Origin of the sequence: Rhodoferax sp., from assembly GCF_034520025.1 — a bacterium.
Classification (GTDB): domain Bacteria; phylum Pseudomonadota; class Gammaproteobacteria; order Burkholderiales; family Burkholderiaceae_C; genus Allorhodoferax.
This window is the reverse complement of the sequence record NZ_JAXHNZ010000001.1, coordinates 478,942-504,393: the sequence shown is the minus strand read 5'-3', so window position 1 is coordinate 504,393 and position 25,452 is coordinate 478,942. Positions and strand designations below refer to the sequence as shown.

Here is a 25,452-nt window from a genome sequence, read left to right as displayed (position 1 = left end):
ATTCTTGCGGCGCCCCGAAGGCGGGAAATGGCGGGCAACACAGGGTTTTTGCCTTGGATTGCGGCTTGTAGCCCGCTCTAGACTCTGAAAGAATGGCCAGACACGCCAGTCCGGTTCACCCGAGGAACACCACATGACCATGATGACAATGATGCGCCAATTCACGATCCGGCTGCGCATGCTGTGTGCCATTGCCATGGTGTTGGCGCTGCTCAGCATGTTGGGCTTGGGCGGGCTCTGGGGCATGGGGCAGATCAAAGCTCAGAGCGATGATTTTCTGCACCACGCGTTCGCAGAAGTGCAGCACCTGTCCCATCTGCGTGGCGCACTCGCCATGGTGCGCATGGCAGAGAAAGACATGATCATTGAGTACGAGCGCCCCAACGAAGTAGAGAAAGCCTATACCCGCTGGAAGCAGAACCTCGCAGAAACCGAGAAGGTTGCTAATGGCTTCCTGGATGGCGAGGAAGACCCGGGTAACGTGGTGGTCCGCGAGTTGGTTTTGCGCTTGCAGACCTATGCCAAGTCGTTTGAGGCAGTCGCTGTGCAACTCAAAAGTAGTGGCTACGAATCCGCCACCACCGCCAACCGCATGAGCCAAAAAGCACTCGCTGAGTTTTTGGTGATTGATAAGCAGCTGTCTGAGTTAGAGCTGATTCTCAACCGGGAGGTCGAAGCGTCGGTGGAGGAGCAGCACAGGGTGGCGGAAGTGGTGCGGTGGGTGTTCATTGCAGCACTGGCGGTGGCGTCGCTCGTGGTGGTGCCGCTGACTATTTTGAACATGAATTCGATTTGCCAGCCCTTGGAGAAAGCCCGGTTGCTGGCACAGGCGATTGCCGGCGGTGATTTGTCACACCGGGTCGTGGTGCATGGCAAAGACGAGGTGGCCGATTTGCAGCGCGCCCAGCAGGCGATGCAAGACGGCCTGAGCGCCTTGGTCTCGCAGGTGCGCAACGCCAGCGAAAGTGTGGCCACGGCCAGCCAGGAAATTGCCTCAGGCAATCAGGATTTGTCGGTCCGTACCGAAAAGTCTGCCAGCAGCGTGCAAGACACCGTGGGCTCTTTGGCAGAGCTGACCGAAAACGTGCAGCAAACCGCCCATGCGGCCCAAACCGCGCGCCAGCTGTCGGACTCAGCCTACAACTTGGCAGCCCGTGGCGGTCAGGTGGTGACCCAGGCGGTGGGCAGCATGCACGAGATCGCCGCCAGCAGCAGCAAGATCAACGACATCGTCGGGCTGATCGATTCCATTGCTTTCCAGACCAATATCCTGGCGCTGAACGCGGCCGTTGAGGCCGCCCGCGCTGGTGAGCAGGGTCGCGGCTTCGCGGTGGTGGCGTCTGAAGTGCGGATGCTGGCTAAGCGCTCGGCGGCGGCGGCGCAAGAAATCAAGGGCCTGGTCAGCACCAGCGTGCATGCGGTCGATGGCGGCGTCAAGCTGGTGGAAGAGGCCGGTGCCGCCATGAAAGAAATGGTGGATGGCGTGCAGTGCGTGGGCGAGATCATTGGCGAAATCTCTTCGTCTTCCACCGAGCAGTCCAGCGGTATTGCGCAGGTCAATCAGTCGGTCGGGTTGATTGACCAGGCAACCCAGCAAAACGCGGCGCTGGTGGAGCAGAGCGCTGCAGCTGCCCAAGGTTTGCGCGAGCAGGCCGATGCCTTGGCGCAGGTGGTGCGCCAGTTCCGCTTGCAGGGCAGCGCCGCCTGATGGCGGGCGCGGACCAACCCTTAGCCACCCCTGCAGCAATCTCTTTTCAAGGCTGGTGCCTCGCGCTGGCTTTGTCTTTGGGGGCTGCGGTTTCTCTGGGGATTACCCGTTTTGCCTATGGCCTGCTTTTGCCAGCCATGCGCACCGATCTGGGCTGGAGCTACACCCTGGCTGGCGCCATGAACACGGCCAACGCGCTGGGCTACTTGATCGGGGCGCTGTGGGCGCCCCGTTTGTTGCGCACCCGCGGCCCGGGCGAGGTGCTGTGGCGCGGCGCGGTGCTGGCTTCGGTGTTCATGGGCCTGAGCGGGTTTTTTACCGATACCACGACCCTGCTCGCGCAGCGCCTGTTGGCTGGTGTGGCGAGTGCGCTGGTGTTTGTGGCCGGTGGTTTGCTCGCCGCTCGCTTGGGTGCACGCTTTCCGCGCCATAACGGTTTGCTGCTGGGCATCTACTACGGGGGCACCGGCGTGGGCATTGTGCTCAGTGCGCTGGTTGTACCCCGCCTGCTGGAGGTGTATGCCGCGCAGCCCCATGGTTGGCAGTGGTCGTGGTGGGCCTTGGCGTTGGCGTGTGTGGCGGGTACTGCTGTGTTGGCGTGGCCGGCACGGGTCATGTCGCGCTGGGCGCTGCCGGGTGCACCTGCGGGTGCGGGCGGGCCGCAGCAGTTTCACTGGAGAGATTTCCGCTTTGGCCTGGCCGGGTACCTGTTTTTCGGGGTGGGCTATATCGGCTACATGACGTTTGTGGTGGCGCTCCTGCGATCTCAGGGCACGTCGGCTGCGGCGGTGACGGTGTTTTATGCGCTCTTGGGTGCGGCAGTGATTGCCTCCAGCCGCATTTGGGCGGGTTTGCTCGACAAGCACCAGGACGGCCGGCCCTTGGCGACCCTCAACACCCTGTTGGGGGTGGCCATTGTTTTGCCGGCGCTCACCCAGTGGTGGCCGGCGTTGCTGGCCTCGGGCATGTTGTTTGGCGCGGTGTTTTTGTCGGTGGTGGCGTCCACCACTGCCCTGGTGCGGCACAACTTGCCGCCCACGGCCTGGGCAGCGGGTATCAGTGCGTTCACCACAGTGTTTGCAGCCGGCCAGATTGTGGGCCCCACGGTGGTCGGCTGGATCGCAGACGGCCCCGGTGGCTTGGCACGGGGGCTGGTGTTTTCGGCAATTGCTTTGTGGATGGGTGCCGCGCTGGCTATACGTCAAAAAGCACTGAAGCCCTCTTGATAATTGCGCTTGTTGCTACTATTTACATAGCAACAAGGGCCCGTAAGGGCCCTTGGCTTTTGAAGCGCGCTGCGTGTTACTTCAGCAATCCTTCTGCACGCATGGCGGCTTGGACGCCGGGGCGCTCGGCAACGCGGGCCCGGTAGGCCAGCAGGTTGGCGAAGGCGCTGAGGTCTACCTTGACCAGACGGGCCCAATTGGTCACGGTGAACAGGTAGGCATCGGCCACGCTGAAAGTGGCGCCGAGCAGGTAGTCTTTGCCGGCCAGTTCGCCGTCCACCCATGCCAAGCGTTTGGCCAAGGTTTGCTTGGCTTGTTCTTTGGCTTCTAAGGGTGCTGCCGGGTTGAACAAGGGGCTGAAGTTTTTGTGCACTTCGGTACCGATGAAGGTGAGCCACTGTTGCAGTTGGTAGCGCTCAAACGAGCCGTTGGCCGGGGCGAGGTGTTTTTCAGGCACCAAATCGGCCAGGTATTGCACGATGGCGGGTGTCTCATGCAGGCTGCGGCCGTCTTGCAGCACCAAAAACGGTACGTAGCCCAGCGGGTTGATGGTGTAGAAGTCGGTGCCGTCGGCCAGCTGGTGGGTTTTGGTGGGCGCGGAAATGGCGTCAAAAGTCAAGCCAGCTTCGTGCATCACGATATGGGGTGCCAGCGAGCAGGCGCCTTGGGAGTAGTACAGCTTCATGGTGGGCCTTAAAGAGGTGAAGCCGACATGCTAGCGGACCTCGGCAGTGCGGATGCTGTGCACGGCTTTTTCTGCAATCATGATGGTGGGCGCATTGGTGTTGCCGGTGACCAGGTCGGGCATGATGGACGCGTCCACCACCCGCAGCCCCTGGATGCCGTGCACCCGCAGGTTGGCATCCACTACCGCCATCGGATCGCTGGCCGGGCCCATTTTGCAGGTGCCGATCGGGTGGTATTCGGTGTCGGAGTGGTTGCGCAAAAACTGCTCGATTTGCGTGCGGTTGTTGCGCTCCACCGGGTAGAGCATCTTGCCGCGGTAGGGCTGCAAGGCGGGCGCTTCCATGATGTCCAGGCCCATCTGGGTGCCGCGCACCAGGGCCTCGAGGTCTTCAGGGTGTTGCAGATAGGCAGGGTCGATCAGCGGAGCGTCTTCGGGGTTGGCACTTTGCAGGGTCACGCTGCCACGGCTCTTAGGCCGCATCAGGGTCACATGCAGGGTGTAGCCGTGGCCGAGGTGGGGCTTGCGGGTGTGGTCGTCTACGATGCCGGTGCAAAAAGCGAGCTGGATATCGGGTATGTCGAGCTCCGGGCGGGTTTTCATGAAGCCTTGGGTCTCAGCCACGTTGGTAGTGATCCAGCCGGTGCGTTGGCTGCGCCATTCAAAGATGGACTTCAGCAATGCCAGTGCGCCGCCGAATGAGAAGCCCAGCGTTTCGCGCTGGTGTCGGGTGCGGTAGATCAGCACGGTGGTGATGTGGTCTTGCAGGTTTTGGCCAACGCCCGGCAGGGCGTGCCGCACCGGAATGCCATGGTGGCGCAGGTGCTCTGCGGGGCCGATGCCTGAGAGCATCAACAACTGCGGCGAGCCGAAGGCGCCGCTGCTGACCAGCACCTCGCGGCGGGCACGCAGCTCGCGCAGCTGGCCCTTGTGCTCGTACTGCACACCGGTGGCGCGCGGGTCCCCGTGGCTGCTGTCGAGCAGCACCTTGTGGGTGTGGGCTTGGGTGATGACCGTCAGGTTGCTGCGGTGGCGGTGGGGGGTGAGGTAGCCCTTGGCTGCACTCCAGCGTTCGCCGTCTTTTTGGGTGACCTGGGCGGGCGCCACGCCCCATTGCTGGGTGCCGTTGTAGTCGGTGGTGCGGGGCAGGCCTTGGCTTTTGCATGCCTCAATAAAGGCCTGGTTCAGCGGGCTGGGGCTGCGCAGGTAGCACACGTTCAGGGGGCCGCCCACACCGCGCAGGTCGGTGGCGCCGATGCATTGGTTGTTTTCAGATTGCTTGAATAGGGGCAAGACATCCCGATAGCTCCAGCCGGGGTTGCCGTGGTCTGCCCAGCGGTCGTAATCGGCAGCGTTGCCGCGGGTGTAGACCATGGCGTTGAGCGAGCTGCTGCCCCCCAGCACTTTGCCGCGGGGCGCGAAGCCGCGGCGCCCGCCCAAGCCGGGTTGCGGCACGCTTTCATAGTTCCAGTTGAAGATGCCGAGCGGGGCGGTGGCTGCAAAGCCTAGCGGTGCATGGATAAAGGCGCTGGTGTCCGGGCCACCGGCTTCAAGCAGGCAGACGGTGGTGTTCGGGTCTTCGCTCAAGCGCCCCGCGAGCACGCAGCCGGCAGAGCCGCCACCAACGACGATGTAGTCAAATTCTGTGGGGTTCATACGGTCTCAATCCAGGTAACCGGGGTCTATGCGTTGCAGTTTGCGCAGCAGCGCAGGCCAGACAAATGCGCCGCCCAGTCCGCCGGTTTGGACCCGCATGGCCTCGGCCACACCACTCACGATGCGCGGGTCGACATGGGTCAGGGCGCCACCGCCCGATTGGGCGGCGAGCTGGATCTGACAGGTGGCCTCAAAGGTGTACATGCTCAAAAAGGCATCGGCAATGGTTTTACCCACCACCAGCAAGCCGTGGTTGCGCAGCACCATGAAATTGGCGTGCCCGAGGTCGGCTTGCAAGCGGGGCTTCTCTTCCGGGCGGAAGGCGACGCCCTCATAGTCGTGGTACGCCAGGGACGCCAGCACAAAGGTCGACTGCTGGCTTAAGGGCAGTACGCCATCCTTTTGGGCACTGACGGCAACACCGGCGCGGGTGTGGGTGTGCAGCACGCAACCGGCGTCTTCCCGCGCTTCATGGATCGCGCTGTGGATTACAAAACCGGCCGGATTGACGGAGTAGGGTGAGTCATTCAGCTTATTGCAATGCTGGTCCACTTTGACGAGACTACTTGCAGTGATTTCGTCAAACATCAATCCGTATGGGTTGATGAGGAAATGGTGATCCGGACCCGGTATGCGCGCACTGATGTGGGTGAACACCAGGTCGCTCCAGCCGTAATGGGCCACAAGGCGGTAGCAAGCAGCCAGATCCTGGCGCAGCTGCCACTCTTGCGCACTGACTTGGGCTTGAACGGATGAAGCGGGCATGGATGCCTCCCTAGTTACAACAAGGTCCAGCGTACTTGCATCGCGATCGATACACTGTAAAAAAACTAACAATTCAGGGTAATCACTAAAGGGGAATGGATGACACACTCCAAAGCAGAGTTATTAAAAAAATGTCAATCAACACCTGGTTCGATGGCTTGCCGCTCGTCGAGCGCAAAGCGCTGCTCGCGGTGGCCATTGAGCAAGAAGTGTCGCCGGGTGAAGCGGTGTACCGCCGTGGGGATGCGAGCGGGGGCTTTTACGGCGTGCTCTCCGGCGTGTTCCGGGTGACCGCTTCGGGCGAAGATGGGCGCGAGGGGATTTTGTCGGTCCTAGAGGCCGGACACTGGTTCGGTGAGACCTCCATGGTGGACGGAGAAATCCGGCCCCACGACGTCGTCGCCCTGCAGGCTGGCACTCTGTTGGTGATTACCCCCCGTGATTTTCAGGCCTTGATGCAGCGGATCGGGTTTGTGCAAGGCATCAGCGTGCTGCTGGCGACCCGGGTGCGGGGCTTGTGTGGGTTGGTTGAAGACTCGATGTTGCGTTCCACGCGCACCCGGGTGGCGCGGCGCCTGATCAGCCTGGCCCGCGGCGACATGACCCTCTCTCACCAGAGTCGCAGCGGTGTGCAGGTCTCCCATGAGGAGTTGGCCATGATGCTCGGTGTGACCCGGCAAACGCTTGCCAAAGAGCTCAAGTACTTAGTGGGCGCAGGTGCGCTTGCGCTGGGGTATGGGCACATCGAGTTCCGCGACACCGAGCTGTTGAAGCGCGAGGCCGCACTCGCCTGAAGCAGCCCCGCTCAGTGCTGTTGCCGGAACTCGCTGGGGCTGAGCCCCGTGTGCTCCCGGAACACGCGGCTGAAGTGCGAGGGGCTGTTAAAGCCCCAGTGCAGCGTAATCTCGGTGATAGGGCGCCCGGCGGATCCCACCTGCTGCAGTTCGCGTAAGCAAGCGGCTAGCCGTTGATGTTGAATGTAGCTGGCCAGTGGCTGGGCTTCGTCGGCAAAGGCGTTGTAGAGGTGGCGCTTGCTGCAGTTGAGCGCCGTGGCAATCTGCTCGACCGAGAGTTGCGGGTCCCGCAGGTGCAAAGCCACGTACTGACGGATACGGTCTTTGAGCGCTTCCCGCTGGGTGAGCGGCGTGTGCAGGCCCGCCAGCTCAGTGAGTGATAGCCGTACCAGCTGGGTGAGCAACTCGCCGGCGCCGCGGGCGGCATCTACGCGCATGTGGGGCAGTTCCTCGAAAGTGCTGCGCATGGTGGTGAGTGCTACCCGGCCGATACCGCTTTGCCCGTTGATCGGTCGTGCCATCAATTGTTCCAGTCGCAAGCCTTGGCCTGCCAGTTGGGACTTGGGCACCATGACGATCAAGTGCTCTACCCGTTCGGGGTTGGCAATCAGGTAGTCAGCGGTGGTGTCGTAAATGGTCCATGCACCATGGCCTACCCAGGCTTGCCGGCCTGACTGCTCGACCCCCGCGCGGCCGCGCAGCGGTGCCACGATCTTGAGATAACTTTCCTCGCTAGCGCGCACCATGTCGAGGGTCCGCACCACGCGGTGGCGGTTGGCTTCCAGCCGGGTCAGGATCAAGTCGCCGGCACGACCGGTACTCAGATGCCCGTTAAAGTCTGTGTCGCCATAGAGGTCGGAGCGCAGGCCGCCAAAGTGTTTCCACACCCACTCGCACCACAGCGGCGCCCGCTCGCGGGGGGCGAAGTCGTCGGTGCTCATGGCCTGTCGGTGGGGCATGGTGGCACATTATGGGCGGGGCAGTGGAGTCTGCGGGGGCTGCAAGGGTTATCCCTAGCGCTTGTGCACGCCCGAGTCAGTACTTTGTGCACGCGGAGCACAGCGGATACCCCAGGGGCTTTTTACGATGGAGCGTTGACCCCACCCCTTACAGGAGAGAACCCATGTATGATTTGTCTATGTTGATCAACGGCCTCCATGTCACGGCTGAACAAGGCGCGACCTTTGAGCGGCGCAACCCTTTGGATGGCAGCGTGGCCACCCGGGCCCCTGCCGCCTCGGCGGCGGATGCGGTCATGGCGGCCGATGCGGCGGCTGCCGCTTTCAAGACTTGGAGCCAGACCGGGCCCGGCGAACGCCGTGCGCTGCTGCTCAAAGCGGCAGATGCCCTCGAGGTCAAAACGCCGCAGTTCATCGAGGCGGTGGGCGCGGAGACTGGTGGCACCGGCATGTGGGCTGGCTTTAATGTGCACTTGGCGGCCGGCATGCTGCGGGAGGCCGCTTCGCTGACCACCCAGATCAGCGGTGAGGTCATTCCGTCCGATGTGCCTGGTAGTTTGGCCATGGGAGTGCGCCAGCCTGCAGGCGTGGTCCTGGGGATTGCACCCTGGAACGCCCCCATCATTCTGGGGGTGCGCGCCATTGCCACTCCCTTGGCCTGCGGCAACACCGTGATCTTCAAGGGCAGCGAAAACTGCCCGCGCACCCACCAGTTGATTGCCGAGGCGTTTGCAGATGCGGGCTTTCCGCCTGGCGTGGTGAACTACATCACCAACGCGCCGGCCGATGCCGGCGCAGTGGTGGAGGCCATCGTGGCGCATCCGGCGGTGCGCCGTGTGAACTTCACCGGCTCTACCCGCGTCGGCAAGATCATTGCGATGACCTGTGCCAAATACCTCAAGCCGGTGGTGCTGGAACTGGGGGGCAAGGCGCCCATGGTGATTCTGGACGACGCCGTCATCGAAGATGCGGTCAACGGCGCGGCCTTCGGTTGCTTTGCCAACAGCGGCCAGATCTGTATGAGCACCGAGCGCATCATCGTGGATCAGGCGATTGCGGATGCGTTTACCCAGAAGTTTGCCGCGAAGGCCGCAGCCCTGCCCGTGGGGGACCCGCGCAAGCCCGACCCGGTGGTGCTGGGTTCGGTGATCGGCATGAACACGGTCGAGCATTGCAACGCATTGATTGACGATGCGCTGGCCAAAGGGGCCAAGCTGCTGTGCGGCGGCAAGGCGACCAACACCCTGATGGCCGCCACCGTGCTGGACCATGTGACACCGGCCATGCGTATCTACCACGAGGAGACTTTCGGCCCGGTCAAGGCGGTGGTGCGGGTCCGCGGTGTGGAAGAGGCGGTGGCCTGCGCCAATGACAATGAATACGGCCTGAGCGCGGCGGTGTTTGGCAGTGACATGGCGCGCGCCTTCAACGTGGCGCGCCGCATTGACTCCGGCATTTGCCATGTGAACGGTCCCACGGTGCATGACGAAGCCCAGATGCCGTTCGGTGGCGTCAAGGGCAGCGGCATGGGGCGTTTTGGGGGCAAAGCCGGTGTTGCCGAGTTCACCGAGCTGCGTTGGATCACCCTGCAAACCACGCCGCGTCACTATCCGTTTTGACGTGGATTACGCTTTGCTATAAAAATAGGAGCTGCTTCCGCAACATGCGATTGGGCTAGCACTTGTTTTGATGGTTGAACAAGCCGTTGGGGTAGCAGCAAGCCCCCGCACTCGGCAAAAAGGGGAGCTGCCGTTAAAATAGGCAACTCCCTTTCTTTTCGCGCCGGCCGGACTCGCACCGTGGTCCGCCCTCGCGCCCCCTTGCCATGTTGTACCCACAAGAATTCGACGTCATCGTTGTCGGCGGCGGCCATGCCGGCACCGAAGCTGCGCTCGCGGCTGCCCGCATGGGCAGTAAAACCCTGCTGCTCTCCCACAACATCGAAACCCTGGGGCAGATGAGCTGCAACCCCAGCATTGGCGGTATCGGCAAGGGCCACCTGGTCAAAGAGGTGGATGCCATGGGCGGCGCGATGGCGCTGGCCACCGACGAGTCGGGTATCCAGTTCCGTATCCTCAATTCCAGCAAGGGTCCGGCAGTGCGGGCAACCCGTGCGCAGGCGGACCGCGTGCTCTACAAGGCCGCCGTTAGACGGATGCTGGAGAACCAGCCCAACCTGTGGCTGTTCCAGCAAGCGGTGGACGATTTGATGGTCGAGGGCGATGGTGACGGCGCTCGTGTGGTGGGGGCGGTGACCCAAGTGGGTATCCAGTTCCGCGCCAAGACGGTAGTGCTCACTGCCGGTACCTTCTTGGATGGCAAGATCCATGTGGGCCTGAACAACTACGCCGCCGGCCGGGCAGGGGACCCGCCCGCCGTGTCGCTGTCTGCCCGACTCAAGGAACTGGAGCTGCCCCAAGGCCGCCTCAAGACCGGCACCCCGCCGCGGATCGACGGGCGCAGCATTGACTTCAGCAAGTGCATCATCCAACCAGGCGACGGCGTGCCCGGCGGTATGAGCGATGTGATGCCGGTGGTGAGCTTCATGGGCAACACAGCCATGCACCCGCAGCAAGTGCCCTGCTGGATCACCCACACCAACGAGCGCACCCACGACATCATCCGCAGTGGCTTTGACCGCAGCCCCATGTTCACCGGCAAGATCGAGGGCGTGGGCCCGCGCTATTGCCCGAGCGTGGAAGACAAGATCAACCGCTTTGCCGACAAAGACAGTCACCAGATCTTTCTCGAGCCCGAAGGCCTGACCACTCACGAGTACTACCCCAACGGCATCAGTACCAGCCTGCCGTTTGATATTCAGTACGACTTGGTGCGCAGCATGGCCGGCTTGGAAAACGCGCACATCCTGCGGCCTGGCTACGCCATTGAGTACGACTACTTTGACCCGCGCTCGCTCAAGAGCAGCTTCGAGACACGCCAGATCGGCGGCCTATTCTTTGCCGGCCAGATCAACGGCACCACCGGTTATGAAGAGGCGGCGGCACAAGGCATGTTTGCCGGTATCAACGCGGCACTGCAAGTGCGCGCCATGGGCGGTGGCAATGTGGCGCTGAGTGCCGCTGGTGCGGCTAGCTATACCGGTAGTAGCTGGTTGCCCGGCCGCGACCAAGCCTATCTGGGTGTGCTGGTGGATGACTTGATCACCAAGGGCGTGACCGAGCCCTACCGCATGTTCACCAGCCGGGCGGAGTTCCGTCTGCAGCTGCGTGAAGACAATGCCGATGCCCGTTTGACCGAAGTGGGTCGCGAGCTGGGCTTGGTGGACAACGCCCGCTGGGATGCTTTCTGCCGCAAGCGGGATGCTGTTTCACGTGAAACAGAACGCCTGCGCAGTATCTGGGTCAACCCCCGCAACCTCGCTGCCGATGAATCCGAGCGGGTGTTGGGCAAGTCGATTGAACACGAATACAACCTTGCCGGTTTGCTGCGCCGCCCGAATGTGAGTTACGGCGGCTTGATGTCACTGGACCATGGCAAATACGCCAACCGTGATTTGCTGGACAACGTTTCACGTGAAACAGCGGGCCTGCCCGCGACAGATCTGGCGGAAGCTGCATTTGTGGCGTCTGTTGTGGAGCAGGTGGAGATTGCCGCCAAGTACTCCGGCTACATCGATCGCCAGAAAGATGAAGTCGAACGCGCCGCGCATTACGAAAACCTCCGCTTGCCTGAAGACCTCGACTACATGCAGGTCACCGCCTTGAGCATCGAGGCCCGCCAACGGCTCACTAAGTTCAAGCCCGAAACGCTGGGGCAGGCCTCGCGCCTGTCCGGTATCACGCCTGCTACGATCTCGCTGTTGATGATTCACCTCCGGAAAGGTAACTTCCGCGGCTTTGTGGAAAAGGGGGAGACGGTATGAGCGGGGTAGGGCACTCGGAGCAATTGGACAAGGCTTGTGCGGCGCTAGGCCTCAGCTTGGAGTCTGCGCAGTCGGCGGCGCTGCTGGAATACATGGGCTTGATCCAGAAGTGGACCAAGGTCTACAACCTGACGGCGGTGCGCGATCCGGCCGAAATGCTAACCCACCACTTGTTTGACAGCTTGGCAGCGATTGCGCCGCTGCAAAAGCAGTTGGCGGTACAGCAGGCAGCAGGTGTTTGCGGCGACAAGCCCCGCCTGCTGGATGTGGGCTCCGGTGCCGGTTTGCCCGGCATCGTGATTGCGATTTGCTTCCCCCACATCACGGTGCACTGTGTGGACACAGTGGCCAAGAAGGCTGCGTTCATTCAGCAAGTGGCGGTGACCTTGAAGTTGCCAAATCTGCGTGGCATTCATGCCCGGGTAGAGAGCTTGAGCGAGCCTTACGACGTAGTGAGCTCGCGCGCTTTTGCATCGTTGGTCGACTTTGCGACTTGGTCTGAAAAAGCCTTGGCAGAGCAGGGCGTGTGGATGGGCATGAAGGGCAAGCACCCTGCGGATGAAATGGCTGCCCTGTCACCGTCGGTGGAAGTGTTTCACGTGGAACAACTTGTGGTGCCGGGGTTGGATGCGGAGCGGTGCATTGTGTGGATGCGTAAGCGGGCGGTGAACTAAGCTCTTTTTGCTTTTTCCTTTGGTGTGAAGGTTGGGTGGGGTTACGCGTTTTGCTCCGTGTCCCCCGCCCGCTGCGCGGGCTCCTCCTTGACCTGCGCAAAACGCGTAACCCTACCCAACCTAGCGGTGTGATTGATCTTTTCGCGGCCTGTTGAGTTTCTGGCCGTTTTTCGTAGTCTTGGGGTGGGCGTGAGCCCCAGAGTGAGGTCAAGGAGGAGCCTGCGCAGCAGGCGGGGGACACGAACGGCGGGGCTCACGCCTACCCCAAGATGTGCTCAGCAAGATCGTTAATGAGCAAGCTGCGCACAGGCAAGTTTCACGTGAAACAACACTCAGGCACCCATCTCGCAGCCGCTTGGTTGAACCCAACGCCCGCCACAAAATTTCCAACGTAAACTCGACGCCTTCCTCCCGAAAGAAAACCCATGCTCGGCGTCACCGATTACGGCACCTTTGTCATTACCATCATCGTGTTTCTGGCGATCCCCGGCCCGGGCAATCTCGCGCTAGTCACGTCCACCAGCAAGGGTGGCATCAAGGGCGGGCTAGCCGCAACCCTGGGTGTGATTCTGGGTGACCAGGTGCTCATGTGGTCTGCGGTGGCTGGGGTGGCGGCGCTCTTGGCGGCGTATCCGGATGCCTTCCATGCCGTACAGTGGGCGGGTGCCGCGTACCTCGGGTGGCTGGGCTTCAAGATGCTGACGGCCAAACCCGGCGCAGCGCCGGTACTCAACATCAAGGCTGGCCACTACTTGCGCCAGGCGCTCCTGATCACCTTGCTCAATCCCAAGGCCATTTTGTTTTACATGGCCTTCTTCCCCCTGTTTGTGGACCGCACCAGCCAGCAAGGCTTGGTGACGTATGCCTTCATGGCGGCCACTATCGCTTTTCTCACATTTCTGTACGGACTGGGCGCTACGCTGCTGACCCACTTTTTCGCCGAGCGCGTGCGCGCCAACCCCATGATCGGGCGGGTACTCGAGAAGCTGGCGGGCGTGTTCCTGGTCGGCTTTGGCATCCGCCTGGCCTTGCAGTCGGCCAAATAAAAGTCCCGTTGAACCGGTTTTCTGTTTTCTCACCCTGAGCGCTCTATGGCCAAAATTTTCTGCGTTGCCAACCAAAAAGGTGGCGTCGGCAAAACCACTACTACTGTGAACCTGGCGGCCGGATTGGCCAAAGTCGGCCAGCGTGTGCTGATGATTGACCTCGACCCCCAAGGCAACGCAACCATGGGTTCGGGCGTGGACAAGCGCAAGCTGGAACTCACGGTCTATGACGTGCTGCTCGAATCCGCCACGGTGGCCGAAGCCCGTGCCCAAAGCGAGAAGCTGATCGAGGGGGGGTGCAGCTACGACATCCTGGGCGCCAACCGCGAGCTTGCCGGTGCCGAGGTCGAGATGGTGGAGCTGGAGCGGCGCGAGCGCCGCCTCAAGCAGGCGCTGGCGGTGGTGGACCATGAATACGATTTCGTGCTCATCGACTGCCCGCCCTCGTTGAGCATGCTCACCCTCAACGGCTTGTGCTGTGCCCATGGCGTGATCGTGCCGATGCAGTGCGAATATTTTGCGCTCGAAGGGCTGACCGATTTGGTCAACACTATCAAGCAAGTCAAAGCCAACCTGAACGACGACTTGCAAATCATCGGTCTGCTGCGGGTGATGTTTGACCCGCGCATTACCCTGCAGCAGCAGGTGAGCGAACAGCTTCGCGCCCACTTTGGCGACAAGGTGTTCAACACCGTCATCCCCCGCAATGTGCGCCTGGCCGAGGCGCCCAGTTATGGGGTGCCCGGTGTGGTGTTTGATCCCCAGTCCAAGGGGGCACAGGCCTTTTTGACCTTCGCGCAAGAAATGGTCGACCGCATCAAGGTGATGTAGGCGCCATTGCAAGCCAAATTCGCCTTTGGCCCAGACGCTTGTTGCCCCAATAGCTCCTGAATTCATAGCAACCATGCCCAACCCGACTGTCCTCCTTCTGCCTGGCTGGCAAAACTCCGGCCCCGCCCACTGGCAAAGCCGCTGGGAGGCACTGCACGGCTTCACCCGTGTGCAGCAGCACGACTGGATGCAACCCTTGCGGGGCGACTGGATGATGCAACTGGAAGAAGCCGTGCTGGCCGCGCCTACACCCGTAGTGCTGGTAGCGCACAGCTTGGGTTGCATCCTCACCGCTGCCTGGGCCCAGCATTCGCAAAACACCCACCGGGTGAAATCCGCCTTTCTGGTCGGGCCCGGAGACCCGGAGCGCGAAGAGTTGCAAGCCCAGCTCAAAAGCTGGTGGCCAGTAGTGATGGACAAACTGCTGTTTCCCGCCGAACTGCTGGGCAGCCGCAATGACCCGTATTGCAGCTTTGAGCGCGCCCGGCAATTCGCCGCCGCTTGGGGCGCTGACTGGGTGGACTGCGGCAACGCCGGCCACCTCAATGCCGACTCCGGCCTGGGCGACTGGCCTGAGGGCATCGCCCGCCTGCACACGCTGATGGCGCGCGCCGGCTGATATGCCGGCAACCACCACATACGATATCAAGAAGGAAAAGAACATGGTCACCAAAAAACCCAAAGGCCTGGGCATGGGCCTCGAAGCCCTGCTCGGCCCCAAAGTGGTCGACGCGCCCCCGGCTACCGAGTCCACGGGCACCACCACTGCGGCTGCCCCCAGCACCTTGTCTTTGGCCGACATGGTGGCCGGCGTGTACCAGCCGCGTACCCACATGGACGAGGGTGCTTTGTACGAGCTGGCCGAATCCATCAAGGCGCAGGGCATCATGCAGCCGATTTTGGTGCGCAAGCTCGATGAGGCAGATGCGGCACCCCACATCGGCGAAGGCCGCAAGCGCGCCATTTATGAAATCATTGCCGGCGAGCGCCGTTTCCGCGCCGCCAAGTTGGCCGGCCTGACCGAGGTGCCAGTGCTGGTGCGCGATGTGCCCAACGAGGCTGCGGCCGCGATGGCGCTGATCGAAAACATCCAGCGTGAAGACCTCAACCCGCTTGAAGAGGCCCAAGGCCTGCAACGCTTGATCAAAGAGTTCGGCCTGACCCACGAAACCGCGGCCCAGGCCGTAGGCCGCTCGCGCAGTGCTGCCAGCAATTTGCTGCGCTTGTTGAACTTGGCCGACCCGGTGCAAACCATGCTGATGGCCGGCGATATCGACATGGGCCATGCCCGTGCTTTGCTCGCACTGGACCGTGCGACCCAGATCACGGCGGCCAACCAGATTGCCACCAAAAAGATGTCGGTGCGCGAGGCGGAGAGCCTGGTCAAGAAACTGGGCGCCGAGTTTTCGCTCACCCCGCAAAAGCCGGCCAAAGAGAAATCGCGCGATATCAAGCGGGTCGAAGAAGAGCTCTCCGACCTGCTCATGGCGCAGGTGGATGTGCACATCAAAAAGCGGGTCAAACGCCACGGCCGTATGGAAGAGATGGGCGAAGTGGTGATCCAGTTCGGCTCGCTCGAAGAGCTCAACGGCCTGATCGACCGCTTGGCACCCGGCGGTAACCGTTAACTGTAAATCGCTATGAAAATGAGAGCATTCTGCGCATATTCCACGAGCGCTAGAGGCTCTTTGGGCTATTAAATATGATGCGCCGCCTCAACCCCGCCCATTGGCAATGGCCGCTGCCTGCGGTGTTTGCCTGGGCTGCTTGCTGGGCACTCTTTCGCGCCTTGCTGGGGCAGGGGGTCGCGCTGTCGTGGGCCCTGGGCCTGAGCAGTGCGCTGGGCGTGGCGTGCAGTCTCTGGGGTGCTACCTGGTGGCGGCGCCTGCTGATCGCGGGGGGCTTTCCGCTGTCCTTGCTGGTGAGCCTCTCCACCCTAAGCGCCGAGTCTTTGCCGGCCTGGGCCTGGTTGCTGCCCTTGGCGCTGCTGTTGCTGGTGTACCCGGTGAATGCCTGGCGCGATGCGCCGCTGTTTCCCACCCCGCCCAACGCGCTCGCAGAGTTGCCTGCCCACTCACCGCTGCCGGTGGGCGCCCATGTGCTCGATGCAGGCTGCGGCTTGGGCCACGGCCTCCAGGCACTGCGCTTGGCCTATCCGCAGGCCGAACTGCACGGCATGGAGTGGAGCTGGCCCTTGCGCCTGCTGTGCGGTCTGCGCTGCCCTTGGGCGCGCGTAACGCGGGGTGACATCTGGCGGGCCAACTGGTCTACCTATGACATGGTGTACCTGTTCCAAAGACCCGAGAGCATGGCACGTGCGGTTGCCAAGGCCAATGCAGAGATGCGGCCCGGCACTTGGCTGGTGAGTTTGGAATTTGAAGCCACCAGCGCGGCACCTGTTGCCCATTGGCGCGGGCCGGGTGGCAAAATGGTGTGGCTATACCAAGTGCCTCTGCCGTTGCAACCAGGAGAAATTGCATGACCGAAACCAACCCTCCTCCCCTAGTCGACGTCCATGAAGCCTTGCACGCCGCGCAGGTCGTGGTATTCGCGTTGGCCACTCTGGCGGAGTTGCGCGACTCTGATACCGAGAGCCACCTCATCCGGGTGCAGCAGTATGTGCGGGCTTTGTGCGGCGAGCTGCAAAAGAACCCCGCTTATGCCGGGACACTGACACCGGCGTATGTCGAAACCCTGGCGGGCAGCGTGCCGATGTACGACATGGGCACCGTGGGCATTCCCGACCGTATCTTGCTCAAGCCCGGACGCCTGACACCGGATGAAGTCGCCATCATGCGGACCCACACCACGCTCGGCCACGACGCCTTGGTGCGTGCGGAGAAAACCCTGGGCAGGGCATCGCCCTTGTTAGCCGTTGCCAAAGAGTTGGCGCTGTGCCACCAGGAAAAATGGGATGGCACCGGCTACCCCAAAGGCCTGTGGGCGGAGCAGATTCCCCTGTCGGCGCGCATTGTGGCCCTGGCGGACGTGTTTGATGCGCTGATCAGCAACAAGGTCTACAAAGATGGCGTGTCGCATGACCGGGCGGTACAAATCATCACCGAAGGGCGGGGCGCGCATTTCGACCCTGCTGTTGTGGATGCGTTCTTAGAGGTGCATGAAACCTTTCGCAGTATCGCGGTGCGCCATGCCGATACCAATGCCGACATGCAGCAGAAGATCGAATACATGGCCAACGCGATTGCCGAGGTGGCCGTACTTTAAGTACGTAATCAGCCCCCAGCGCACGTTAAACGTACGGATAGCGCTATATTTTTAGTAGCACCTTGAGGGCGATAAACGCGCCACCCAAGTACACACTCAGGTGTAGCGCACTCCACAGCAGATAGCGCCGGCGCAAGGCCTGCGGCGAGAGGGGGGAGAGCAAAAACAGGCGCCCATCCTGCGGGGCGCGCAGCATGTGCACACCGGGTTGGGCCCGGATGTTGCGGTGTTCATGCTCTACCGTGCGCACCGCCAGCCGGCGGGCCAGCTCCCACTCCTGAAGGTCAATCTCCCCGTCGCGGTTCAGGTCGAACCGTCGGTGCAGATCGGTGGGGTTTTGTTTCCAGGTAGTGAGCAGGGCGTTCACGTCTTCGCGCAAGCTCAAGGCAGTGTGTGCACCGCCGATAGTGATGAATTCGCCCAGCGCGTGCAGGGTGCGGCCCCCGTGCAAGAGTTCTTCGACATGCTTGTGCTCGTTGGCATAGCGGGTCACGACCTCCGCTCCCATGACCTCGGCATGGTCAGGGTCGATGGTGCAACTGCCACTGCTGTCGAGCAGGTCAAAGGTGGCGCTGCTCACGCCGCTGTCTATTTCCCGCCATTCTTTTTCGCGGTTGTCGCGCTCGTAGGTCCGGTAGCGGTACCAGATGCAGGGTGTCTGGGTCAGCGGGCTGTAGATCAGGTCGGTGGTTGTGGAGCGGCCTTGCAGCTCCACATAGCCTTGCGCGGCAGAGGCAATGCGCGATGTGGCGATATTGGCAATTGCCCGGGCTCGACGCAAGGAGGCTCCCCAGGCCAGCAAGCCGATCACGCTGGCAGCCCCGACGCACCAGAGCCGCGCGCGCCCCGGCCCCACGTGAAAAGCAGCGCCGGCCGCTCCGAAGTAGGCAGCCGCCAGCAGGCCGTTCAGGCTCTGGCTGCGCAGCGAGCGCAGACCTGCAAGTTCCAGACTCACGCGGTTCTCTATCAGGCTTTAAAGCGGGCGCTGACGTCCACGTCGGTGAGTTCTTCGGCGCTGAACTTGAGCAGTTCAAACGCCTTGAAGTTAAAGAGTCGCGCCACCAGCACACCGGGAAACTGCTCGATGCGCACGTTGTTGATATTGACCGACTCGTTGTAAAACTCGCGCCGGTCGGCGATGCTGTTCTCCAGGCTGCTGATGCGCGCTTGTAGTTGCACAAACTGCTCGTTGGCTTTCAAGTCGGGGTAGCTCTCGGCCAGGGCAAACAACTGGCCCAGGCCGCTGCGCAAACCGGTCTCGGCCCGGCCCACGGCGGCCACGTCTTGCGACTCACGCGCATTCGACACCTTGGCCCGGGCGGCAATCACCTTCTCTAAGGTAGCTTGCTCGTGCTGCATGTATTGCTTGCAGGTGTCGATCAGCTTGGGCAGCTCGTCATGGCGCTGTTTGAGCAGCACATCGATGTTGGCCCATGCTTTGGACACCGCGTTTTTGACCTCCACCAGCCCGTTGTAGAGGCTGATCAAGTAAAACACCGCGACCGCCAAGACTACCCAAAACATCACGCCCATTGCCAACCCCTTGTTGTAAATTAATGAAGAAATACCTTGCTAGCGCTAATGAAATCTGCGCAGTCAGCTATCTTATTTATAGCGCAAAGATCTTTCCGGGATTCAGGATGTTGTGCGGATCCAGTGCGCGTTTGATGGTGCGCATCATCTCGACTGCGCCGCTGCCGGTTTCCTCCACCAGAAAGCCCTGTTTGTGCAGGCCCACGCCGTGCTCGCCGGTGCAGGTGCCGCCCAGTTTGAGCGCGCGCGCCACCAGCTGGTGGTTGAGCTGCTCGGCCAGCTCACGCTCGGCAGGAATGGCCGGGTCAATCAGGTAGCCCATGTGGAAATTGCCGTCGCCCACGTGGCCGACCAAGAAGAAGGGCAGACCCGCCGCCTGGGCCTCGGTCACGCTGTCCAGCAGCGCATCCGCGAGGCTGGAAATGGGCACGCAGGTGTCGGTAGTGATGGCTTTGCAGCCCGGGCGGGACTGGATGCCGGCAAAGTACGCGTTGTGCCGCGCGGTCCACAAGCGGGTGCGTTCTTCCGGCGTCTCGGCCCACTCGAACGCAGCACCGCCGAACTCGGCTGCAATGTCCTGCACGGTCTGCACTTGCTCCTTCACGCCCTCGGGGGAGCCGTGGAACTCCATCAGCAACATGGCGCCTTCGCGCAGCGTGAGCTTGGAGTGCGCGTTGACCATGCGGATGGTGTTTTCGTCCAGCAGTTCGCAGCGCGCAATCGGCACGCCGAGCTGAATGAGCTGGATCGTGGTGTTGACCGCGTCGGCCAGGCTGTTGAATGAGCAGGTGGCTGCCATCACTGCTTCGGGCAGGGGGTAGAGCTTGACGGTGACTTCGGTGATCACGCCCAGCGTGCCTTCGCTGCCCACCATCAGGCGGGTCAGGTCGTAGCCGGCGCTGCTTTTCTTAGCGCGGGTGCCGGTGCGGATGATTTCCCCGCTGGCGGTCACCACTTCCAGGGCCAACACGTTCTCGCGCATGGTGCCGTAGCGCACTGCGTTGGTGCCGCTGGCGCGGGTGGCGCTCATGCCGCCAATGGTGGCGTCCGCACCGGGGTCGATGGGGAAGAAGAGGCCGGTGGATTTGATCTCGTCATTGAGCTGCTTGCGGGTCACGCCGGGCTGTACGGTCACCGTCAGGTCCTCGGCATTGATGCAGAGCACCTTGTTCATGCGGCTCACATCCAGGCTGATGCCACCTTGTACGGCCAGCAAATGGCCTTCCAGTGAGGAGCCCACGCCGAAGGGAATCACCGGTACCAGGTATTGCGCGGCCAACTTCACCGCGTCGCTCACGTCCTGGGTGCTTTGCGCGAACACCACCGCCGAGGGTGGCGGCACGTCAAAGGCCGACTCATCGCGCCCGTGCTGCTCGCGCACTACCAGCGCGGTGGAGAGCTGGTCGCCGAAGCGGGCTTTGAGGGCGTCCAGCAAAGCAGCTGGCACCTCACGCAGGTTGACTTGGGGCAACAGGTGGTTCAGGGCGGTGGGGGCGTTCATGGCAGGTCTCCTTGTTTTCGCCATTGTAGGAATCTGCGCGGCGCGAGGGGCTGTCACTTTGCTGGCGGGCAAGCGGCAGCGCTGCCTGCCACAATGGGTACATGGCAAACCGACTTACACAAATCGCCACCCGTACAGGGGACAACGGCACCACGGGGCTGGGCGACAACACCCGTGTTTCTAAAAACAGCCTGCGGGTGCACGCCATGGGCGATGTGGATGAGCTCAACAGCCACCTCGGTGTGCTGCTGTGCGAAGACATGCCGCCTGCGGTGCGCAGCCTGTTGGTCGAAATCCAGCACCAGCTTTTCAATCTGGGCGGCGAGTTGTCGATCCCCGGCTTTGAGTTGCTCAAGCACGAAGCGGTGCTGGCCTTGGATGAGGCACTGGCTGAACACAACGCGGCATTACCGCGCCTCGAGGAATTCATTCTCCCGGCCGGTACCCGCGCTGCATCGCTGGCGCATGTCTGCCGTACCGTGGCCCGCAGGGCCGAGCGCGCGGTGGTGGCACTGGGCAATGAAGAGGCGCTTAAAGACACGCCCCGCCAGTACCTCAACCGCCTCTCGGACCTGATGTTTGTGCTCTCGCGCGTGCTCAACCGCTACCGAACCGATGGCACAGTGGGCGACGATGTGTACTGGAAGAGCGAGCGCATGGCCAAGAACGGCAGCGAGTCTGCCTGAACACCACTCACTCTGCAGAGAGTGTGAAGTTGCGTAGGTCTGTGCTGTGCTCTGCCGCAGGCCGACTGGCGCTGGCAGGTACGAGATAGCTCATGCGGACTGCCATCGGGAAGATGTTCGGGAGCGGCGTGCCCGCAACCACTTCGGCACGACTCAGATCCCACTGGAAATTTTCGGGGCGGCTCAGTGCAACGGTTTTCTCGCGCAAAACCGCACCGTCGCGCACTTTCACGAGCTGCAGCTGATAGTTGCCCACGCGCTGGCCCACGGTGTGGACCTCTACGCGCCAACGCCCTCCCGGCAGGACTTGCACCTGCAGATCACTGATTTTGAAGGCGCCTTCTACCGATGCCTTGAAAGCCGCCACGTCCTCGGCGCTTTGTTTTTCGCGCGCCTGGTAGGCCGCAGCCACCGCCGCGCAGGCTTTGGGTGAATGATTAGAGCCGTCCCCCAGCAGCGAGCGGCGCTCCACCACCTTGGCACACAGTTCCGCACGCCCGGTGCGGCGAACCAGCTCCATGTAGCAGGCCGAACGGTAAAAGTAGGTTTTACCGCCTATGCCAATAGAGCCCCAGCCACCGTCCGTCAAGCCGCTGATGTAGCGGGTGGGCGACATGGCGTCGCACACTGCCTCCAGCTGGGCGGAGGTGTAGCTGTCGTAATGGTTGGCTGGGTCATCCCCCTCTGCTTGGGCTTGTGCGGCTTGGCTCCCCAAAAGCAGGGCGCAGAGAAATGCGTGGCTTGCAGCAAGCGCGGTGCGCCGGGTTATGGGGTGTGCCGGAATCACAAAGTTGCCTCGTGGTTTGGCGGGCAGTATGGCGTGTGCAAGGTAGTTGCACAAGGCCGGCGCTGGCTTGGTAGTTCCCCTAGCGCGCGGGCATCGCTTGTGCGTTAGCGTGTACACATGATTGACCTTCACACGCCTACGTTGCTACTGGTCATTCTGGTGGTAAGTTTTACCTTGAGTGCCACACTGGCTTCTGTGGCCCGCCGCTTCAAGCGCGACGGCATGATGTATTGGGCCTGGGGTTTTGTGTTGCATACCCTGACCTATGTCCTGTTTGTGTTGCGCGGGCATATCAGCGATCTGGTTTCGGTGGTGCTGGCCAACACTTTGCTGGCGATCAGCTTCGCCCTGATTTCAGAGGGGGTGCAGCAGTTCTTGCAGGTCCGGTGGCCACGCTGGCTGGTCTGGGCTCCGGTGCCTCTGGTGGCGGTGCTGTTTTTTGTGCTGTTGGGCCATGCGCAGACGCGGATCATCCTTTCTGGCGTGATCATTGCCTGGCAGTGTGGGCTGATTGCGTGGCAGCTTGGCTCGCAGCTTGACAAGACAACCGGCCGGGGGGCTTATTTTGTGATCGGCAGTTTCTTGGCGATCAGTGCGGCCTTTGTGTTGCGCACCGTGGGCGCCTTGTCCGGCGAGGCGGGCATCGGGTCCATCAACACGTCCAATCCCGTGCAAAGCGCTACTTTCTTATTTGTATCGGTTGCGTTGATGATGGTGTGTCAGGGGCTGGTGCTCATGACCAACGAACGTGCGGACGAACGTAATCGCCTGTTGGCCATGCAGGATGAGCTCACGGGCTTGAGCAACCGCCGATTCATCATGGAGGCACTGGCCATCCAGCTGGCGCAGGCCCGACGCAGCGGCAAACCCGTTTCTATCCTGATGCTGGATGTGGACCATTTCAAATCCATCAATGACACCTACGGCCACCTGACGGGGGACCGGGTCTTGCGCCATTTGGCCGCCGGCTTGCGCAACAGGCTGCGCGAGCAGGACATGGCAGGCCGTTGGGGGGGTGAAGAGTTTTTGGTAGTGCTGCCCGATACCGACGCCATGGGTGCGGTAGCCTTGGCAGATCACTTGCCTGCGGATGTTGAAAGCGCCGGGTGGAGCACACTGGATGGCCGCAGCATTTCGCTGACGGTGAGCATTGGTGTGCACACCTGTGACAGCGCCCCGGAGGTGCTGGACACCGTCATCAGCGCTGCAGACGAGGCGCTCTACCGTGCCAAGCAGGCCGGCCGCAACCGGGTGGAGCAGGGCTGAAAAGGCGCCTTTAGCGGGGGGCCAATATGGCCATGGTGATGCGCGAGACGCAGGTTAATTCGTCGGCGTCGTTGTGCATGTCGATTTGCCACACGTGGGTGGTGCGGCCCCGGTGTACCGGCCGGGCAATACCGGTCACCCAACCGGTTTTGACGCCTTTGAGGTGGTTGGCATTGATATCTAGGCCCACCGCGTTGTAGCCCTCAGGAACCGAAAAGCCCGCACCACAAGAGCCAAGCGTTTCAGCCAGCACGACTGATACGCCCCCATGCAACAGGCCATAGGGTTGATGGGTGCGGTGGTCCACAGGTACCCGGCCTTTGAGGTAGTCGTCGCCAACTTCCAGAAACTCGATCCCCAACTGCTGTACCGCTGTGTTCAGGCTGATATGGGTGAGGATGTCGACAGACACGTCTTTTTGCCAGATACGCATGGTTGAATTCCCTGGAGGTGCGAAACCTCCACTATAGACATGCGGCACCCGCTTTGCTGTCGTTGGTGTGTCAGGCTGTGGGGGCCGCTATTTCCACCCGGTTACGCCCCAGGGCTTTGGCGCGGTAGAGCGCGAGATCGGCCCGGTGCACCAGGCCAGCCACACTGGTGTTTGGTGGTTCCCAGACGCAGGTGCCGATGCTGACGGTGACTTTGCCGACGTCCGAAAACTCAGCCGCTTCGATGGCTGCGCGCACCTTCTCCGCCACCTGCGCTACGCCTTCAGTATCACCGTTCAAAGGTAGAACAACCACAAACTCTTCCCCGCCATAGCGGGCCGCAAGGTCGGTTTGTCGTACCTGGCTTCGCAGGACTTCGGCCACTTGCTGTAGCACCAGATCGCCGGTGGCGTGGCCGAACCGGTCGTTGATCTGTTTGAAGTGGTCTGCATCCAGCAAAAACATGCCAAACGGCCTGCCCGTGCGCAGCCCCGCAGCAATGCATTCGGCCAGGCGGTCGTCGCAGTGCCGGCGGTTGTACAGGCCTGTTAGCGCGTCGTGGGTTGCCAGGCGTTCGAGCTCTAGGTTGGCGGTTTCCAAGGCTCGTGTGCGCTGCGTGACTTGTTGTTCCAGGGTCTGATTCAGGGTTTCGAGTTCCTGCTCCCGCGCGAGCAGGGAGCGTGTCATGGACTGGATGGACCTGTCGAGCTGCTGTACTTCCCGCAAGCGCGTTCGCACTGGCGCCGTCGGTAGCCCGGAGCGTTGCTCGATATGCTGGGCGGTAGCGGCCAGTTGTTCGATCGGGCGACTCACCGTGTGCGCCAGCGGTAGCGCCAGCAAACCAAAGCCCAAGGCGGCGATAAAGCCCAGCACGATCAAGTGGTCGCGCAAGGCTCGTGCAGGCGCCAAAGCTTCGTCAATGGGCTGGCGCACCACAATCCGCCAGCCTAGGTCATTGGGCGTTTTGGCGTCTACCGCCACTTCGCTGGTGAGGTAGTCGCGGCCATCCTCCCATGTCACGGTGCTAAAGGCCGGCGGCGGAGATGCAGTAGGTGGACGCTTGGCTTCCTGGAGCATGGCCTCCGGAAACAAGACCGCGCCTTGCCGATCCAGAATCAAGACTTCTACATCACTCCCGGCTTTCTGGATCGCCTCTTGCACGGTGTGCGTGACCCAGCTCCAACTTGCGTGCGCACCTACAACACCAAGCAATCGGCCATCAGGAGCCCGGATCGGTGCTGCAAAGTCAATGAATCGTACAGGCTCCCCTGGTGCTACTGCAGGCAAGAGTTTGGCCAGTAAAACAGCCTCATGCACATCGCCGGTGAACACGCGTTGTTTGCCCGCGATAAACCAGGGTCGCGAGGCGACCGATTGCCCGACCAGCAAGCCATCAATGGCCTGGATCACCTTGCCCTCTGCATCGGCCAGACCCATCCAGACCAGCTCGCTGCGCGACTCACGCCGAAGCTGCAGGGACTTCAGCAAGTCCGGGTGGTTGAGTGGGCCCCGGGTCATATGCAGCTCTTGTCCAAGGAGTGCGATGTCGAGTTCGCGCTCGCGCAGGTTTGCACTCAGGAGTTGGGCGGCCGCGGTAGCCGCGGCGTGCAGCGTCTGGCCGGCAGAGGCGGCCCGTTGCTGGGTGGCCAGTTTCCCGACAAACAAGCCCACGCTGAGCAAAGTCAGCATCGCCAGCACTACCAACCAGAGCGCCAGGCGGCCTCGCAGCGTGTGGAGCTGTAGCTTCTTCAATTCAAACGCTGACATGTTTTCAAGCTCGCTAGCATGACCCGCCA

The 25,452-nt window shown here is 61.9% G+C and carries 24 protein-coding genes; 14 read left to right on the top strand and 10 right to left on the bottom strand.

Translation table 11 applies throughout. The annotated features are described in order from the left end of the window. Window positions 1-133 precede the first annotated feature (133 nt). Entirely contained in the window at window positions 134-1,708 is a 1,575-nt protein-coding gene (locus U5L73_RS02420; RefSeq protein WP_322560865.1) for a methyl-accepting chemotaxis protein, read from the top strand. Continuing rightward, the gene (locus U5L73_RS02415) at window positions 1,708-2,934 is read left to right on the top strand and encodes a YbfB/YjiJ family MFS transporter (protein ID WP_322560864.1); all 1,227 of its coding nucleotides are present in this window, start codon (window positions 1,708-1,710) and stop codon (window positions 2,932-2,934) included. Before U5L73_RS02420 ends, U5L73_RS02415 begins: the two co-directional genes overlap by 1 nt. Before the next feature lie 76 nt (window positions 2,935-3,010). On the opposite strand, the gene gstA is transcribed toward U5L73_RS02415, so the two are convergent. Genes gstA through U5L73_RS02400 form a run of 3 tightly spaced genes read right to left on the bottom strand, consistent with a single transcriptional unit; the run spans window position 3,011 to window position 6,040 of the window. Further along, window positions 3,011-3,619, bottom strand: coding sequence for a glutathione transferase GstA (gene gstA, locus U5L73_RS02410; RefSeq protein ID WP_322560863.1), 609 nt, complete (start codon window positions 3,617-3,619; stop codon window positions 3,011-3,013). 30 nt (window positions 3,620-3,649) lie between these two features. Next, window positions 3,650-5,275, bottom strand: a complete 1,626-nt coding sequence (locus U5L73_RS02405; protein ID WP_322560862.1) for a choline dehydrogenase — start codon at window positions 5,273-5,275, stop codon at window positions 3,650-3,652. 6 nt (window positions 5,276-5,281) lie between these two features. Beyond that, on the bottom strand, window positions 5,282-6,040 hold the full coding sequence (locus tag U5L73_RS02400) for a class II aldolase/adducin family protein (RefSeq protein WP_322560861.1): 759 nt from the start codon (window positions 6,038-6,040) through the stop codon (window positions 5,282-5,284). A 131-nt stretch (window positions 6,041-6,171) separates the two neighbouring features. On the opposite strand from U5L73_RS02400, the gene U5L73_RS02395 reads away from it, so the two are divergent. Then, window positions 6,172-6,834 carry a Crp/Fnr family transcriptional regulator gene (locus U5L73_RS02395; RefSeq protein WP_322560860.1) on the top strand — a complete coding sequence of 221 codons (663 nt, stop codon included), beginning with the start codon at window positions 6,172-6,174 and terminating at the stop codon, window positions 6,832-6,834. Between the two features lie 11 nt (window positions 6,835-6,845). Here U5L73_RS02395 and U5L73_RS02390 read toward each other — a convergent pair whose 3' ends face one another. After that, a complete protein-coding gene (locus U5L73_RS02390) occupies window positions 6,846-7,793 on the bottom strand; it encodes a helix-turn-helix domain-containing protein (RefSeq protein ID WP_322560859.1) in 948 nt (315 codons plus the stop codon). A gap of 164 nt (window positions 7,794-7,957) precedes the next feature. Between U5L73_RS02390 and U5L73_RS02385 the strand changes: the two genes are divergently transcribed. The 9 genes from U5L73_RS02385 to U5L73_RS02345 all read left to right on the top strand — a co-directional run bounded on the left by U5L73_RS02385 (window position 7,958) and on the right by U5L73_RS02345 (window position 17,452). Continuing rightward, the gene (locus tag U5L73_RS02385) at window positions 7,958-9,412 is read left to right on the top strand and encodes an aldehyde dehydrogenase (protein ID WP_322560858.1); all 1,455 of its coding nucleotides are present in this window, start codon (window positions 7,958-7,960) and stop codon (window positions 9,410-9,412) included. Window positions 9,413-9,618: 206 nt separating this feature from the next. Continuing rightward, window positions 9,619-11,676 carry a tRNA uridine-5-carboxymethylaminomethyl(34) synthesis enzyme MnmG gene (gene mnmG / locus U5L73_RS02380; RefSeq protein WP_322560857.1) on the top strand — a complete coding sequence of 686 codons (2,058 nt, stop codon included), beginning with the start codon at window positions 9,619-9,621 and terminating at the stop codon, window positions 11,674-11,676. Continuing rightward, complete coding sequence (gene rsmG, locus U5L73_RS02375; RefSeq protein ID WP_322560856.1) at window positions 11,673-12,350, top strand: 16S rRNA (guanine(527)-N(7))-methyltransferase RsmG; 678 nt, start codon at window positions 11,673-11,675, stop codon at window positions 12,348-12,350. The genes mnmG and rsmG overlap by 4 nt, the downstream gene beginning before the upstream one ends. Window positions 12,351-12,775: 425 nt before the next feature. After that, a complete protein-coding gene (locus U5L73_RS02370; protein ID WP_322560855.1) occupies window positions 12,776-13,396 on the top strand; it encodes a LysE family transporter in 621 nt (206 codons plus the stop codon). Window positions 13,397-13,441: 45 nt separating this feature from the next. Then, window positions 13,442-14,227 (top strand): ParA family protein, encoded by a 786-nt coding sequence (locus tag U5L73_RS02365; protein WP_322560854.1) that lies wholly within the window; start codon window positions 13,442-13,444, stop codon window positions 14,225-14,227. 73 nt (window positions 14,228-14,300) lie between these two features. After that, window positions 14,301-14,846: an RBBP9/YdeN family alpha/beta hydrolase gene (locus U5L73_RS02360; protein ID WP_322560853.1), complete on the top strand. Its 546-nt coding sequence runs from the start codon at window positions 14,301-14,303 to the stop codon at window positions 14,844-14,846. A gap of 43 nt (window positions 14,847-14,889) precedes the next feature. Further along, on the top strand, window positions 14,890-15,855 hold the full coding sequence (locus U5L73_RS02355) for a ParB/RepB/Spo0J family partition protein (RefSeq protein WP_322560852.1): 966 nt from the start codon (window positions 14,890-14,892) through the stop codon (window positions 15,853-15,855). Between the two features lie 77 nt (window positions 15,856-15,932). Then, entirely contained in the window at window positions 15,933-16,709 is a 777-nt protein-coding gene (locus U5L73_RS02350; protein WP_322560851.1) for a class I SAM-dependent methyltransferase, read from the top strand. Further along, window positions 16,706-17,452 carry an HD-GYP domain-containing protein gene (locus U5L73_RS02345; protein ID WP_322560850.1) on the top strand — a complete coding sequence of 249 codons (747 nt, stop codon included), beginning with the start codon at window positions 16,706-16,708 and terminating at the stop codon, window positions 17,450-17,452. The genes U5L73_RS02350 and U5L73_RS02345 overlap by 4 nt, the downstream gene beginning before the upstream one ends. Before the next feature lie 43 nt (window positions 17,453-17,495). Here the strand turns inward: U5L73_RS02345 and U5L73_RS02340 are convergent, their stop codons facing one another. The 3 genes from U5L73_RS02340 to U5L73_RS02330 all read right to left on the bottom strand — a co-directional run bounded on the left by U5L73_RS02340 (window position 17,496) and on the right by U5L73_RS02330 (window position 20,486). After that, the gene (locus U5L73_RS02340; protein ID WP_322560849.1) at window positions 17,496-18,407 is read right to left on the bottom strand and encodes a hypothetical protein; all 912 of its coding nucleotides are present in this window, start codon (window positions 18,405-18,407) and stop codon (window positions 17,496-17,498) included. Window positions 18,408-18,418: 11 nt separating this feature from the next. Further along, the gene (locus U5L73_RS02335; RefSeq protein WP_322560848.1) at window positions 18,419-18,985 is read right to left on the bottom strand and encodes a LemA family protein; all 567 of its coding nucleotides are present in this window, start codon (window positions 18,983-18,985) and stop codon (window positions 18,419-18,421) included. A gap of 76 nt (window positions 18,986-19,061) precedes the next feature. Next, the gene (locus U5L73_RS02330; protein ID WP_322560847.1) at window positions 19,062-20,486 is read right to left on the bottom strand and encodes an FAD-binding oxidoreductase; all 1,425 of its coding nucleotides are present in this window, start codon (window positions 20,484-20,486) and stop codon (window positions 19,062-19,064) included. 101 nt (window positions 20,487-20,587) lie between these two features. Between U5L73_RS02330 and U5L73_RS02325 the strand changes: the two genes are divergently transcribed. Then, a complete protein-coding gene (locus U5L73_RS02325; protein WP_322560846.1) occupies window positions 20,588-21,172 on the top strand; it encodes a cob(I)yrinic acid a,c-diamide adenosyltransferase in 585 nt (194 codons plus the stop codon). A gap of 7 nt (window positions 21,173-21,179) precedes the next feature. On the opposite strand, the gene U5L73_RS02320 is transcribed toward U5L73_RS02325, so the two are convergent. Next, a complete protein-coding gene (locus tag U5L73_RS02320; RefSeq protein WP_322560845.1) occupies window positions 21,180-21,959 on the bottom strand; it encodes a hypothetical protein in 780 nt (259 codons plus the stop codon). A gap of 117 nt (window positions 21,960-22,076) precedes the next feature. On the opposite strand from U5L73_RS02320, the gene U5L73_RS02315 reads away from it, so the two are divergent. Then, on the top strand, window positions 22,077-23,225 hold the full coding sequence (locus U5L73_RS02315; RefSeq protein ID WP_322560844.1) for a GGDEF domain-containing protein: 1,149 nt from the start codon (window positions 22,077-22,079) through the stop codon (window positions 23,223-23,225). 10 nt (window positions 23,226-23,235) lie between these two features. Here the strand turns inward: U5L73_RS02315 and U5L73_RS02310 are convergent, their stop codons facing one another. Together U5L73_RS02310 and U5L73_RS02305 are read right to left on the bottom strand one after the other, a co-directional pair. Further along, on the bottom strand, window positions 23,236-23,658 hold the full coding sequence (locus U5L73_RS02310) for a hotdog fold thioesterase (RefSeq protein WP_322560843.1): 423 nt from the start codon (window positions 23,656-23,658) through the stop codon (window positions 23,236-23,238). Between the two features lie 70 nt (window positions 23,659-23,728). Then, the gene (locus U5L73_RS02305) at window positions 23,729-25,423 is read right to left on the bottom strand and encodes a diguanylate cyclase (protein WP_322560842.1); all 1,695 of its coding nucleotides are present in this window, start codon (window positions 25,421-25,423) and stop codon (window positions 23,729-23,731) included. Between the last annotated feature and the right edge of the window lie 29 nt (window positions 25,424-25,452).